This is a genomic window from Micromonospora phytophila (assembly GCF_023656545.1).
In the GTDB taxonomy this organism is placed as follows: Bacteria; Actinomycetota; Actinomycetes; order Mycobacteriales; family Micromonosporaceae; genus Micromonospora; species Micromonospora phytophila.
In genome coordinates, this window is the sequence record NZ_JAMOKF010000142.1 from 1 (window position 1) to 12,497 (window position 12,497).

Annotated in this window: 15 protein-coding genes and 1 pseudogene; 10 read left to right on the forward strand and 6 right to left on the reverse strand. The window is 70.0% G+C overall.

Going from position 1 to position 12,497, the window contains the following annotated elements; genetic code table 11:
* Both NCC78_RS17615 and NCC78_RS17620 read right to left on the reverse strand, forming a co-directional pair.
* On the reverse strand, positions 1–629 hold a 629-nt coding region (locus tag NCC78_RS17615; protein ID WP_250795705.1), incomplete at its 3' end, for an AAA family ATPase.
* Between the two features lie 103 nt (positions 630–732).
* On the reverse strand, positions 733–1,236 hold the full coding sequence (locus NCC78_RS17620) for an O-acetyl-ADP-ribose deacetylase (protein WP_250795706.1): 504 nt from the start codon (positions 1,234–1,236) through the stop codon (positions 733–735).
* Positions 1,237–1,467: 231 nt separating this feature from the next.
* Here NCC78_RS17620 and NCC78_RS17625 point away from each other — a divergent pair, with 231 nt between their 5' ends.
* Positions 1,468–2,082: a Mus7/MMS22 family protein gene (locus NCC78_RS17625; RefSeq protein WP_250795707.1), complete on the forward strand. Its 615-nt coding sequence runs from the start codon at positions 1,468–1,470 to the stop codon at positions 2,080–2,082.
* A 227-nt stretch (positions 2,083–2,309) separates the two neighbouring features.
* On the opposite strand, the gene NCC78_RS17630 is transcribed toward NCC78_RS17625, so the two are convergent.
* Complete coding sequence (locus NCC78_RS17630) at positions 2,310–2,765, reverse strand: GNAT family N-acetyltransferase (protein WP_250795708.1); 456 nt, start codon at positions 2,763–2,765, stop codon at positions 2,310–2,312.
* A gap of 137 nt (positions 2,766–2,902) precedes the next feature.
* Between NCC78_RS17630 and NCC78_RS17635 the strand changes: the two are divergent.
* A pseudogene (locus NCC78_RS17635) lies at positions 2,903–3,079 on the forward strand (IS5/IS1182 family transposase); the annotation flags it as partial.
* A gap of 108 nt (positions 3,080–3,187) precedes the next feature.
* On the opposite strand, the gene NCC78_RS17640 reads toward NCC78_RS17635, so the two are convergent.
* Both NCC78_RS17640 and NCC78_RS17645 read right to left on the reverse strand, forming a co-directional pair.
* Positions 3,188–3,649: a hypothetical protein gene (locus NCC78_RS17640; protein ID WP_250795709.1), complete on the reverse strand. Its 462-nt coding sequence runs from the start codon at positions 3,647–3,649 to the stop codon at positions 3,188–3,190.
* Between the two features lie 261 nt (positions 3,650–3,910).
* Positions 3,911–4,894: a hypothetical protein gene (locus tag NCC78_RS17645; RefSeq protein ID WP_250795710.1), complete on the reverse strand. Its 984-nt coding sequence runs from the start codon at positions 4,892–4,894 to the stop codon at positions 3,911–3,913.
* A gap of 181 nt (positions 4,895–5,075) precedes the next feature.
* Here NCC78_RS17645 and NCC78_RS17650 point away from each other — a divergent pair, with 181 nt between their 5' ends.
* Entirely contained in the window at positions 5,076–5,843 is a 768-nt protein-coding gene (locus tag NCC78_RS17650) for an XRE family transcriptional regulator (RefSeq protein WP_250795712.1), read from the forward strand.
* 115 nt (positions 5,844–5,958) lie between these two features.
* Here NCC78_RS17650 and NCC78_RS17655 read toward each other — a convergent pair whose 3' ends face one another.
* Positions 5,959–6,639 (reverse strand): hypothetical protein, encoded by a 681-nt coding sequence (locus NCC78_RS17655; protein ID WP_250795713.1) that lies wholly within the window; start codon positions 6,637–6,639, stop codon positions 5,959–5,961.
* Between the two features lie 303 nt (positions 6,640–6,942).
* Between NCC78_RS17655 and NCC78_RS17660 the strand changes: the two genes are divergently transcribed.
* From NCC78_RS17660 to NCC78_RS17690, 7 genes are all read left to right on the forward strand, one after another.
* On the forward strand, positions 6,943–7,992 hold the full coding sequence (locus tag NCC78_RS17660) for an LLM class flavin-dependent oxidoreductase (RefSeq protein ID WP_250795715.1): 1,050 nt from the start codon (positions 6,943–6,945) through the stop codon (positions 7,990–7,992).
* Positions 7,985–9,016, forward strand: coding sequence for an LLM class flavin-dependent oxidoreductase (locus NCC78_RS17665; protein ID WP_250795717.1), 1,032 nt, complete (start codon positions 7,985–7,987; stop codon positions 9,014–9,016). The genes NCC78_RS17660 and NCC78_RS17665 overlap by 8 nt, the downstream gene beginning before the upstream one ends.
* Positions 9,017–9,052: 36 nt before the next feature.
* Positions 9,053–9,853, forward strand: coding sequence for an NADPH-dependent F420 reductase (locus NCC78_RS17670; protein ID WP_284706316.1), 801 nt, complete (start codon positions 9,053–9,055; stop codon positions 9,851–9,853).
* The gene (locus NCC78_RS17675; RefSeq protein ID WP_250795720.1) at positions 9,850–10,146 is read left to right on the forward strand and encodes a GNAT family N-acetyltransferase; all 297 of its coding nucleotides are present in this window, start codon (positions 9,850–9,852) and stop codon (positions 10,144–10,146) included. The genes NCC78_RS17670 and NCC78_RS17675 overlap by 4 nt, the downstream gene beginning before the upstream one ends.
* Positions 10,143–10,613, forward strand: a complete 471-nt coding sequence (locus NCC78_RS17680) for a (4Fe-4S)-binding protein (RefSeq protein WP_250795721.1) — start codon at positions 10,143–10,145, stop codon at positions 10,611–10,613. Before NCC78_RS17675 ends, NCC78_RS17680 begins: the two co-directional genes overlap by 4 nt.
* Entirely contained in the window at positions 10,614–11,105 is a 492-nt protein-coding gene (locus NCC78_RS17685; protein ID WP_250795722.1) for a MarR family winged helix-turn-helix transcriptional regulator, read from the forward strand.
* A gap of 65 nt (positions 11,106–11,170) precedes the next feature.
* Positions 11,171–12,497 (forward strand): AfsR/SARP family transcriptional regulator (locus tag NCC78_RS17690; protein WP_250795723.1); only part of this gene is annotated, 1,327 nt, incomplete at its 3' end.

The following is a 12,497-nucleotide window of genomic DNA, read 5'->3' on the forward strand; positions in this document are numbered from 1 at the left end:
GACGTGGCGGACCGGCCCGCGCGGCGGGCGAGTTCGGCGACGGCCGCGGCCGACAACGGCGGCAGTCCCAGCCGGTGCACGGCCGGCCGCGGCAGCCCGGCGAGCACGCCACGCAACTGATGGTCGGGCCCTATTTCGTCGTCCCGGTACGTCAGCAGGAGCAGCGCCCGGCACTGCGGCAGGCGGCGGCCGAGGAACGCCACCATGTCGAGGGTGGCCTCGTCGGCCCAGTGCAGGTCCTCGATGACGACCACCGGGCGGGCACGCTGGCGGGGACCGGTGAGCATCTCCAGCAACGCCTCGAAGACATCTCCGCGGACCACCCGGCCGGGTTCGGCCGCCCCGTCGGGCCCGTCGACGTGCAGTCGGGCCATCCGGTCGCGCAGCTCCCCGCCGGCCTGCCGGGCGATGTCGTGCAGCGGACCGAGCGCGCGCGGGGTGAGCAGCGGATCGCAGGAGCCCCACAGCAGCTGGACGCGGCCGGCTGCGGACGCGGCGAAGGCCTGCGCCAGCGCCGACTTGCCGGCGCCGGCCTCCCCGCAAACGACCGCGATGCGACCTCCGCCGGAGGTCTCCGCCAGCAGCCGTTGCAGATCGGCAAGGGCGTCGGCCCTCTCCAACAGGTCCATTACCGCTGATCGTAGGCGCGGTGGGACCGGCGTCCTAGCTGTAGTGACCCTGAGCAGTACCGGGCGGGCGCCGCTGCGAGGAGTCGAGGTAGCTCCTCACGCCTCACTCCTCACGCGCCGCAGCCAGCAGTTCGTACGTCGCTTCGTCGAAGGCGACGAGGCGGACGCGCTCGACCTTTGCAGGCGTTGCTCTGATCGTCGAGATTGCGATCTTCGCTGCCTGGTCAGGCGGGAACCCGTAAACGCCAGTAGCGATAGCTGGGAAGGCGACGCTGCGAGCGCCGATCGCATCGGCAACCTCAAGGCTGCGCCGATAGCAGGACGCCAGGATGTCAGCCTCACCGTAGCCGCCGCCTTCCCAGACCGGACCGACCGTGTGAATGACATGGCGTACTGGTGGGTCCAGGTCGAACGCCGGCGTAGCTACCGCCTCGCCTGGATCACACGGTGCCAGCGCGGCACCCGCCCGGGCCAGCCGCGGCCCTGCCGCACGGTGAATTGCCCCGTCTACACCGCCGCCACCCAACAGCGACTCGTTCGCTGCGGTGACGATGGCGTCGACGTCCTCGCTGGTGATGTCACCAAGAACAACCTCGACCACAGGCATGGCTCGACGATGCCACCAGGGGCGCTCCCCGGGCGGCTGGCCGCCGGCACGGCTCGAAGTGGGTGACGAGTTGAGTGACTACGGCCGCGGACATCGGTGGATGTCGGCACCCGCGTCGCGGCTGTCGTACAGGTCGATCGCCTAGGCGACGACCGAGTCGGATCCGTACAGCGGGCGGAGGATCTGCAGGTGGTCGAGTGCGACCTGCCCTGTGCTGTTATCTTGCCGGCCGTGAACGATCAGCTGATGTGGATAGACCGGATCACCAACCTGACCGGATGGCGCCAGGATCCCGAGGACGTCGGCTGGGACCAGGTGGAGGCCGAACTTGGTGTCGCGCTGCCGACGGACTTCAAGGAATTGTGTCGGCGATTCGTGCCCGGGGCGTTCTACGCGTACCTGGATCTGCTGCGGCCGACCGACGATCACGCAGAGCCGCTGGTTCGGAGGTGGGCCTCTTGCCGGCAGTACGCAGTCGAGCATGGGTCTTCGCGGTTGTGGGCCCCCTACGAGATATATGGGGTCGACAAGGGGCCGGGGCTGATTCAGTGGGGTGGTGACCAGACTGAGGGGGAGTACTACTGGCTGGCGGACCGTTTCGTGGAGCCCGACCGGTGGCCTGTGGTCGCACGGTGGGACGGCATCGAGCCGTGGCACCAGTTCGACATGTCGACGGTCGAGTTCGTTTACCGGGTGATCGCGGATCCGGAGTTCAAGCCGTTCACGGTTGCCGACCCATCACGGCGGGCTTTCTACCTGCCGTACTGGGGGCCGTTCCCGATGAGTGCTGAGGACTGGGATGCTCTCACCGACCCGAACCGTGAGAGCTCGACCACGGATCGCTAGCAGCGCCTTTCCTGCTGCCGGTACCAGGTCGGCCAGGAGCGCGGCCCAGCGAGCACCACGACCGAGCACGTCGACGGGAGCGCGGGCGACCGCGAGGTGCGGCAGTGCCAGCACCGGCCGTTTCGTGACGGAGACGACCTCGGACCTGCACGAGTCCACTACCTGAGAATCAGCACCTCCGACGGGTCGCAGGAGGTCGAGAAGCCGGGCGGTCGGGCGGATCGCGGTCACAGGTCTTTGGCCATGTTGCGGCCGGTCTCGGTGAAGCCCAGCTGCTCGTAGAGGGCCCGGGCGCCGGTGTTGTGGGCGAAGACGTGCAGACCGATTCTGGTCAGCGCGTTGTCGTGGCACCAGCGCTCGGCGGCCAGCATGATCGCGCGGCCGTAGCCCTGGCGGCGTACGTCGGGTTCGACGGCGACGTTGTAGACGAACGCGGTGTCGTGGGTCACTTTGACCCAGAGGAAACCGACCCGGCGGTCGCCGTCGTAGGCGTACCAGAAATGGTGGTCAGGGGTGGCGGACCCGTCGGGAAGCAGCTGCGCGTAGGTGTCGGCGGCGTTGCGGGCCGCGTCCTGCGCCGACTGGCCCGACGCGGCGACGCTCTGCGCGTAGTGCGCCTCGGCCTCGGCCCGCCACGGCTTGTACTGATCCTCGGTCATCGGCTCGAGCCGTACGTCCGTCATGATCGACAACGTACCGAGTCAGAAGCACCCGCGCGCACTTTCAGTTCGGGGCCGCCACGGCGACCCTAGCGTTACGCGCATGTGAACCCGACCACCAGATGCTGCAGGACATGGTCGACGGCATCCGGCCCGTCCAGCAGCCGGTCGGACGCCCGCGGAAACGACCGGCCAAGCTGCACGGCGACAAGGGCTACGACTATCCCGAATGCCGCGACCTGCTACGCAGCCGCAACATTATCCCGCGGATCGCCCGCAAGGGCATCGAGTCATCGAAGCGCCTCGGCCGGCACCGCTACGTCATCGAACGCTGCCTTCCTTGCCGGCCACTGCCAGTCGTTGACCGGCCTCCCGGACACCGGGATCGCTCGACTCGACGGCACGCTGCGCAGCCCGCCAGCTCACGGTAGGCAGGACCGGCGCGATCAGCGGCGCGAATTGAGGGTGGCCAGGACCGCGGCGAACTCCTCGGGTGGAAGGACGATCCGGTCGCGGTGGCGTGCCCGGGAGCCTCGGCGCCAGATCGGTGTCTCGAAGTCCCGTTCGGGATGGCGAACTGAGACCCAAATCTGCCAGGCATCGTAGTTGGCGGCCTGGCCTGCCCAAGCGCGGGCCACATGCGGCCAGGGAATGACGCGCGTATGGAGCACCATGCGAATCTTGATGCCGTGGTCGCTGACGTAGACGCCGACCAGCGTGACCCGCCACAGCAGGGCCTCCCACATCAGCACGAAGAGGACGACGGTGACGGTCGCTGCGGCCCCAGATTGCACGCCCACGGCGCAGAGCGGGAAGAGGCCAGCCACGGACATGCCGCTGGCGACCACGTAGCGCAGGGTATGGAGATCGTCCTGGTCGGTCTGGTAAGCCCGATCCCATGTCGGCATGGGCCGCATCGTACGGATCGACGGCAAGCGGTTGAGCGAACTGCCGGCGCGGTCGAAGGCGCCCCAGCCGCATCGCCAGGATCGAGCCGCCTCCAATGGACCAGGACGTCACGCCGCCGCGTGGGTGTGTTCGCTAGGGCGCCTGCGTCGCAGTGCCATGGATGCTGCCGTCGCCGGCTGACGCCGAGCGCGCCAGCCAGACGAGGCCGACGGCGGCTGAGCCGACTTTGACCACGAGCGGCCGGTCCCGGGCCTCCTCATTCATCTGGCCCACTTCCAGACGGTGTGGAAGCCCTCGGTCTGCCGCACCCAGAAGTAGCCGTACGCTGCGGTGCTTCCGATGTACGGTCCGATCTGCGCGAGCAGGGCCTTGGTGCCCTCCCGGTCATGCTCGGCCAGGTAGTTGGCCAGCGCCAGCCAGTGCCGAAGCGTGATGCCGCGACCGATCAGGCGAGGCTCGCCGGCTCCGCGCCACTTGGCCGCGCAGGCGTCGATCTCCCGGATCACCTCGGGCCGGCGGAAGTAGCTCGCCTTCGCGGTCAGCGACTCCGCCCGCGTGTCAAAGCCGTACTCGCGCAGTGCGTACTCGAAATGGGCGAGCAGCGGCAGCATCGCCACCGATGAGCCGACGGGCGCGGTGGTGGCGGGCTCGCGAGCCGCAGCGAACATCTCTTCGTGCGAGCCGTACCACTTCTCGCAGAGAAAGGTCACCGCCATGAGATGGGTCTCGAAGTTGTACGGGTCACGCTTGACCGACTCGCCCGTCGCCGCGAGGAACTCGTCGCGCTGCCGGTGACCATTGGCGAGCATCGAGGCCATGCGGGTCACCCATGGGTAGGGGTCGTCGGGGTTGAGTCTCACCGCGCGCTGGCTGGCCTGGGCCGCGAGGGTGGAGAGCCGGTCGAACTCCTGGAACTGCTCCCGGCTGGTGTTGCGCGCGGACGCAGCGCCCCGGGCCTCGCCAGCCTGATCCATCAGGGCGTCAGCTCGCAGGATGGCGACCGTCGGGTCGTCCGGCACAGCGGCTTCCCACGCGTCCAGCCATTGCGGGGACTGCCCGGCAGCGCCACCCAGCACCGAGAGCCGGCGGCCGCGCAGCTCCCAGTCCCGACCAGTGGCCTCGATCAGGTCCCGGGCTGCTGTCCAGTCACCCGCGAGCGCCCGGTCGCGCACCATGCGCAACTCCAGATCGGCCTGGCCGTAGTCGGTATCCGGGTTGGGCGGCTTGCGGAAGAGTCCGAACATCCGGCGATCATAAGGATCGACACAACCGCACCGCCCACCGGTGCACTCACCTGCCGCGGTCTGCGCGCTCGGAGTCGGTGGTGGGTAGCCGGTTGTTCGGCCGTCTCCAATCGAGGGACTGGGTGAGTTGGGTCCGTAGGCTGGGACGGTGGAGACACTGCCGGCGTTCGGCGTGCAACTAATGCGGCTGGCCGAGCTGCGTGGCGTCGACGTCAGCTCGCTGGACCGCCGGGTGGGCGTCCCTGAGCCCGTGATCACGTCGGTGCTCGACGGCGGCAATCCTGGTCCGTCACTGCTGCGCCGGCTCGCTCCCGCCCTCGACCTGCATGCCAGCGACGTGTTCGTCATCGCCGGTCAGCGGGTGCCTGACGACCTCGCTCCACTGGACGCCGCCGCAGCCAACGGCATCGGTTCGCTGGCATGGTCACTGACGTACCTCCCACGAGCGGTGCCGGAGCTGCACCAGCTCGTCCGGTCGATGCCCCAGCAGCCCCGCCCGCAGCGGCCGCCAGCACAAGCGCTGCCGTATCAGCAGTACTCGAGCAACGCCGGCGGCCTGGTACTGCGCCTGCTGCACAACCGCAACCTCAACTGGGCAGGTTCTGCCCAGTACCTGTTCGGCCTGGGCCGCCGCGGCGTGCTGTCGGCGTCGACGATCGGCATGATCGGACACGGCAGGAAGGCCCTGACACCCGACCTGCTTGCCGGATTCGCCGCCTTGCTCGACATCTCATCTCACGACCTCAGCGCGCTGACCGACATCGACCTGAACGGCGGCCACCCGCCGCCCCACCCGGACGCCCCCGAGGCCGCCCAGCTGATCTGGAACGCCCGCCGCCTGACCGCCGGCCAGCTGCAACAGGTTCACGACCGGGCACATGCCATCCGGCACGAATGCGCCGACGAACTCAGCCCCGAACTGCGGTGCGGCTGCCCAGGACGTCCCTGAGATCAAGAGCCAGCGGTAGGCCTGGCGCACGCTCATGCGCGAGTCGCGTGGTCTCGCCGATCCGCTGCCAGTGCGCAAGCAGCGTGGCCGAGGTCGTCCAGGCCTGGGCGTGGCGTCACGTCGCCGCGATCGGATATCCGATCGCGGCTATGTCCTCGTGCAGCGCGGCAACGGTCACTTCCGGGTTCAAAGCCTGCACAACGACGTCAGTGAGCGGGCGGTGCGCGACGACATGCTCGACCACCGTCCGGTCCACCTCGATCTCGTAGTAGTCCTCGGCGTACGTGACGTACCGGTCGACGATGTCGTCGAGCAGGATCTCCAGCAGGTCGGAGCCGTCCGGGGCGGTGTCGTCGTACGGTCCGCGGGGCGGGGGGAACGTGATGCCTTCGCCGGCGTGCCAGCGGTCGTCACCGGAGAGCCGCCACAGCACGGCGGTGGCGATGAACTGTCCCTCGTCGTCGCCGAACGCTGGTTCCCCGATCTGCGGATGGAACACCGCCGGGAGGCCCTCGAGCAGCCCGGGCCACAGCTCGTGGTCCGGATCGCGGTAGGGCGTCATCGCCGACTCGTGGTCGAACGCGCGGATGAACGCACCCTCGGCGGTGAACACGACCGCCCACTCGTCGCCGCTGCCGTTGTTCATCACCGCTGCCTCGTCATCACCCCAGGCGCGGGTGTAGGCATAGTAGGGCTCGCCATCGTCGATGATGCGCTCCAGCACGGCGAGTGCCTTGCAGCGGTCCCGCAGCACGTCGATGGGAGGCAGCCTGGCGGCGAGGTCGTACACGGTCACCCGGCGACCTTACGCGCGAAGATCCGGTTCATCGTGGTGGGGCTTCCTGGTCACATGAGTCAGCCCGGGGTCGGTGTCGACCACGGGCTGGTAATGAACAGGTCCTGCGGGGTTCAGGTGCCGGCGGCACTGGTGGCGGGAGGCCGCCGGGTCGCTGCCGCCTGCGCCGCTGACGTGTGTTCTCCGTCATCCGTCCTTCGATTGATGTGTCAATCAACTGGTGGGCATAATTGACACGTCAACCAGGTTGGCGATCTCGGGGCGGCACGCCGCAGTGCCCGGGGGACGGAGCAGGAGGAAACCATGAGCGCCGAAGGCTTCGAACTGGGACTCAACACGTTCGGCGAAGTGGCCACCGACGGCGACCGTGTCCTGAGCGACGCCGAGACCGTCCGGCTGATCGTCGAGGAGGCGCAGCTTGCCGAATCGGTCGGCCTCGACCTGTTCAGCGTGGGGGAGCACTACCGCGAAGGCTTCACCGACTCGGCGACGCCCGTGCTGCTCGCGGCGATCGCGGCGGCCACCGAGCGCATCCGGCTCGGCACCTCGGTCACGGTGCTCAGCACGAACGACCCCGTCCGGCTCTACCACGAATTCTCGACCCTCGACGCGGTGTCGAACGGCCGCGCACAGCTCATCCTCGGGCGCGCCTCGGCGACCGAGTCGTTCCCGCTGTTCGGCTACGACCTGGCCGACTACGAGCAGTTGTTCGAAGACAAGCTCGACCTGTTCATGCGGCTCCAGCGGGAGGACTCGGTGACCTGGTCGGGCACCGTCCGCAGCCCGCTGAGCGAGCAGCGCCTGCACCCACGGATGCGGCCGGGTGGCATCCCGACCTGGATCGGCGTCGGCGGCAGCCCGAACTCGGTGATCCGCGCCGCCCGCTACGGCCTTCCGCTCATGCTCGCGATCATCGGCGGGCGCCCGCAACGGTTCGCCGGCCACGTCGACCTCTACCACCGCGCGCTCGAGCAGTACGGGCATCCCGTGCAGCCGATCGGACAGCACTCACTCGGCCTCGTCGCCGACACCGACGAGGAGGCCGTGGAGACCTGGTGGCGCTACTGGCAACCGGTCGTGGCGCAACTGGCCCGCGAACGCGGCTTCTACAAGCCGACCCGTGAGCGCTACGAGGCCGAGATCGACCGCGGCGCGCTATTCGTAGGGTCTCCCGAGACGGTCGCCCAGAAGATCGCCACGATGGCCCGCGACCTGCGCCTCAGTCGCTTCGACATCAAGTACGACGTCATGTACCTACCCCGGCGGGCCCGCGCGCGCAGCATCGAACTGCTCGGCCGCGAGGTCGCCCCGCGGGTGCGGGAACTGCTCACCAAGGAGCCCAGCCATGTCTGAAATCCTGTTCGGCCTCGACACCTTCGGCGATGTCCCGGAGGACGACTCCGGCAGGCCGATCTCCTACGCCGCCGCGATCCGGCAGGTCGTCGAGGAGGCGGTGCTGGCCGACGACCTCGGCGTCGAGGCCATCGCCATCGGCGAGCACCATCGACCGGAGTACTCGGTGTCAACCCCGGAGACCGTGCTCGCCGGGATCGCCACGCGCACCTCACGCATCCGCCTCGGTTCCGGTGTGACCGTGCTGAGCTCAGACGACCCGGTACGGGTGTTCCAGCGCTTCGCCACGGTGGACGCGCTGTCGCACGGCCGCGCCGAGGTCATCCTCGGACGCGGCTCGTTCACCGAGTCGTTCCCGCTGTTCGGCTACGACCTGGCCGACTACGACGCGCTGTTCGAGGAGAAGCTCGACCTCTTCGTGAAGCTGCTCGACGAGCAGCCGGTCACCTGGAGCGGCACCCTGCGCGCCCCACTGCGTGACGCCGACGTCTTCCCGAAGACCGAGTCGGGACGGCTCGCCACCTGGGTGGGCGTCGGCGGGTCGCCGCAGTCGGTCGTGCGCACCGCACGCCACGGCCTGCCGCTCATGCTCGCCATCATCGGCGGCCCGCCCACGCGCTTCGCGCCCTACCTCGACCTCTACCGGCGAGCCGCGGACCAGTTCGGCACGACCGCGCATCCGGTCGGAATGCACTCGCCGGGCTTCATCGCCGACACCGACGAGGAAGCCAAGGAGGTGTTCTGGCCGCACTACCGGGTCATCCGGGACCGGATCGGCGCCCTGCGCGGCTGGCCGCCGATCCGCCGGGCCGAGTTCGACGCCGACATCGAGCACGGCTCCCTCTACATCGGCTCGCCGGAGACCGTCGCCCGCAAGATCGCCCGCACGATCGACGCCCTCGGCGTCGGCCGGTTCGACCTCATCTACACCGCGGGCGCACAGCCGGTATCCGCCCGGCTGCGGGCCGTCGAGCTGTACGGCGCGAAGGTGATTCCCATGGTCCGCGACATCCTCGCCGGCTGACCTCCCGACCGGCGGCACCGAACCGAACGGAACGACATGAACGACACCGCCCCTGACGATCCCCGAACCCTCGGCATCCTCGGTGCGGGCAAGCTGGGCACCGTGCTGGCCCGGCTCGCCCTGGCCGCCGGTTACCGCGTGCTCATCGCCGGCTCCGGCGATCCCGAGCGCATCGCGCTGACCATCGAGGTCCTCACCCCCGGAGCGGTCGCCACGACCGCGCACGACGCCGCGGCACGCGCCGACATCGTCATCCTCGCCCTCCCGCTCGGCAAGTACCGCGGCATTCCCGCGGACGCGCTGCGCGGCAAGCTCGTCGTCGACGCGATGAACTACTGGTGGGAAGTCGACGGCATCCGAGACGACCTCACCGACCCGCGCACGTCCTCGAGCGAGATCGTCCAGGCGTTCCTTCCCGGCGCCCGGGTCGTCAAGGCGTTCAACCATGTGGGCTACCACGACATCGAGGACAAGGCCCGCCCCGCAGGCGTTGCCGGACGCACGGCTGTCGCGATCGCCGGCGACGACCCCGCCGATCTCGCCGCCGTCGCCTCCCTCGTGGACGCGCTCGGCTTCGACCCGGTCATCGCCGGCCCCCTCGCCGAAGGCATCCGCATCGAGCCAGGCACCGAGCTCTTCGGTGCCGACGTGGACGCCGGCGAGGTCCGAGCCAGACTCGACCGCTTCCCGGAATCGGAGCGTGGGCGGATCGTCGCTCGCGCACGTGCCAAGGCGCCGGGACCGAAGACGAACGGCTCCGGCACGGAGGTGAAGGAACCTGTACGCATGCCCCGGTTGAACGCGGCGGGGCCGATCAACCACGGAGGCGGACAGTGAGTGACGTGGACATGATCGTCATCCGGAACAATCCGGAATTGAAGAGGTACGAGGCTCTGGTCGACGGCGCTCTCGCCGGCTTCGCCGACTACCACCTCGTCGGCGACCGCGTGGTCTTCACCCACACCGAGGTGGACGCCGCCTACGAGGGGCGTGGACTGGGCTCGCGGCTGGTCGGGGAGGCGCTGGACGATGTGCGACGGCAGGGCCGATTCACCACCCCGCTCTGCCCGTTCGTCGCCTCCTACCTCCGCCGCCATGCCGAGTATGCCGACCTGGTCCGGCACCCGTGACCGAGCCGGCCACCCACGACCCCTTCGATGACGGTAAGCGGTATTCCGGTCCGGAGATCCTGGTCAGCTACGACGCTCGCCGGTGCCGGCACGCCGGCGAGTGTGTCCGGGGTCTACCGCAGGTGTTCGACGTCGGACGACGCCCATGGATCGTGCCCGGGGCCGCACTGCCGGACGAGGTCGCGACCGTCATCAGGCGGTGCCCGACCGGGGCCTTGCAGTATCGCTCGACGACCGGTGCCGACACCGAGCAACCTGATCCGGTGACGACCGTACGAGCGGTGCCCGGTGGTCCTCTCCTCTTGCGCGGCGACCTGCGGGTGTGGATGGATCAGCCCGGCGTCGGTGTCGGGATGCGCCGCGAGACCCGAATGGCAGCCTGCGCCTGCGGCGCCACCGGGCTCGCCCCTTACTGCGACGGATCGTGTGGCGTCGAGGCAATTGACACGTCGACCGAGGAGAAGTAGATGACGAAGGCCATACCCGAGCGGGGGAGAGGACGCCGACTGCCGACCGCGGAGGAGCTACGGATCTGGCGGGACTTCGTCGAGACGACGGAAGCACTCAAGTCCAGGCTCGCGTCACGCCTCCAGATCGAGTCCTCGCTCTCGCCGGGGGACTACGTCGTACTGCTCGCCCTCAGCGAGGCGCAGGACAATCAGATGCGCTCGTCCGAACTCGCGACACACATCGGCTGGGAGCGGAGCCGGCTCTCCCACCACCTCGGCCGGATGGAGCGGCGCGGACTCATCCGCCGCCAGGAGTGCGCAACCGTTCCCCGAGGGGCGGAGGTGCTCCTCACGCCGACCGGGGCCGAGGCATTCCGGCGGTCCACGGTTCCGCACTTGCGCGCCATCCGCGAACTCTTCGTCGACGCTTTCACGCCGGAGCAACTCCTCGCGGCGGGCGAGACCGCGGCAGCACTTCGCGCGCACCTCGACACGCACCAAGAGGAATGACCGGCCTCGTCCCTGCGCCTGTGGTCGAAGGTCCAGGTCACGGAGCGCCGGTTACCGTTGCCGGTGTGCGGGCGCAGGCGGGCGAGACGGTCGCTTTCTCGGTGCTCGGCTCGCTCAGGGTCGTCCGCGCCGGCGCCGAGCTGCGTCTGGGCGCCCGCCAGCAGCGCCTGGTGCTCGCGTTGCTGCTGGCCCGGGCCGGTGCACCGGTCTCCCTGGCCGAGCTGGTCGACCTGCTCTGGGACGAGGAGGCCCCGGCCAGCGCCGCGAACGTCGTGCACCGGCACGTCGGGGTGCTGCGGCGGCTGCTCGAGCCCGACCTGCCCACCCGGTCGACGGGCCGGCACATCCTCCGGGAGCTCTCGGGCTATCGGCTGCGCGCCGACGAGGAGTCCCATGACCTGCTGAAGTTCCGGTCCCTGAGCCGGCTGGCGGGCCGAAGCCTGCAGGACGGCGACCCGGAGTCGGCGCTGCGGCATTCCCTCGACGGGCTGCGGCTGTGGCGCGGCCGGTGCGCCGCGGGCCTGGAGCCGGCCTCCCGCCTGCATCCCGCGTTCCTCGCCGTGGAGGCCGAACGCGCCCAGGCCGTGCGCGAGGCCGCCGACGCCGCCGAGCGCTGCGGCCGGATGAGCGCGGTGCTGGCGCCGTTGCGGCAGGCCGCCGAGCAGCACCCGCTCGACGAGTCGCTGCAGAGCCGGTTGCTGCTGGCGCTCGCCGCCGACGGCCGCCAGGCGGAAGCCGTCCAGATGTACCGGCTGGTGCGCCGCCGGCTCGCCGACGACCTGGGCATCGATCCGGGCGAGGAGCTGCGGGAGGCGTACGACCGGCTGCTGCACCAGCGCACCCAGCCGGCGCGTACCGAGTCGCCGTCGCCACTTCCCCGGCCCGCGCAGCTACCGCCGGACCTGCCCTTCTTCAGTGGCCGGGACGACCTCGTCGCCGAGGCCCGCGCGGCGGTCGCGGCCCAGGGCGGGTCGGCGGTGCTCGCAATCGACGGCATGCCCGGGATCGGCAAGACCGCCCTCGCCGTCCACCTCGCCCACAAGTTCGCCGCCGGCTACCCCGACGGGCAGCTCTATGTCGACCTGCGCGGATACGACGGCCGGGAGCCGGCGATGAGCCCGGCCGAGGCGCTGCGCGGCTTCCTCGGCTCGCTCGGGGTGCCCCGGGAGGGCATTCCCGCCGAGCTGCACGCCCAGGCGGGCCTGTACCGCAGCAGCCTTGCCGGCCGGCGCCTGCTGATCCTGCTCGACAACTGCCGGGACGCCGAGCAGATCCGGCACCTGCTGCCCGGCAGCCCCGGCTGTCTGGTGATCGTGACCAGCCGCAGCCGGCTCAGCACCCTGCTGACCACGGCCGGCGCCCACCCGTTGCCGGTCGGCCTGCCGAGCATCG

Bases quoted from the DNA above. Each gene is read 5' to 3' on its own strand.
- NCC78_RS17665 (WP_250795717.1), top strand. From the start codon at position 7,985: ATGTCTGAAATCCTGTTCGGCCTCGACACCTTCGGCGATGTCCCGGAG.
- NCC78_RS17685 (WP_250795722.1), top strand. From the start codon at position 10,614: ATGACGAAGGCCATACCCGAGCGGGGGAGAGGACGCCGACTGCCGACC.
- NCC78_RS17620 (WP_250795706.1), bottom strand. From the start codon at position 1,236: ATGCCTGTGGTCGAGGTTGTTCTTGGTGACATCACCAGCGAGGACGTC.
- NCC78_RS17670 (WP_284706316.1), top strand. From the start codon at position 9,053: ATGAACGACACCGCCCCTGACGATCCCCGAACCCTCGGCATCCTCGGT.
- NCC78_RS17630 (WP_250795708.1), bottom strand. From the start codon at position 2,765: ATGACGGACGTACGGCTCGAGCCGATGACCGAGGATCAGTACAAGCCG.
- NCC78_RS17650 (WP_250795712.1), top strand. From the start codon at position 5,076: ATGCGGCTGGCCGAGCTGCGTGGCGTCGACGTCAGCTCGCTGGACCGC.
- NCC78_RS17640 (WP_250795709.1), bottom strand. From the start codon at position 3,649: ATGCCGACATGGGATCGGGCTTACCAGACCGACCAGGACGATCTCCAT.
- NCC78_RS17645 (WP_250795710.1), bottom strand. From the start codon at position 4,894: ATGTTCGGACTCTTCCGCAAGCCGCCCAACCCGGATACCGACTACGGC.
- NCC78_RS17660 (WP_250795715.1), top strand. From the start codon at position 6,943: ATGAGCGCCGAAGGCTTCGAACTGGGACTCAACACGTTCGGCGAAGTG.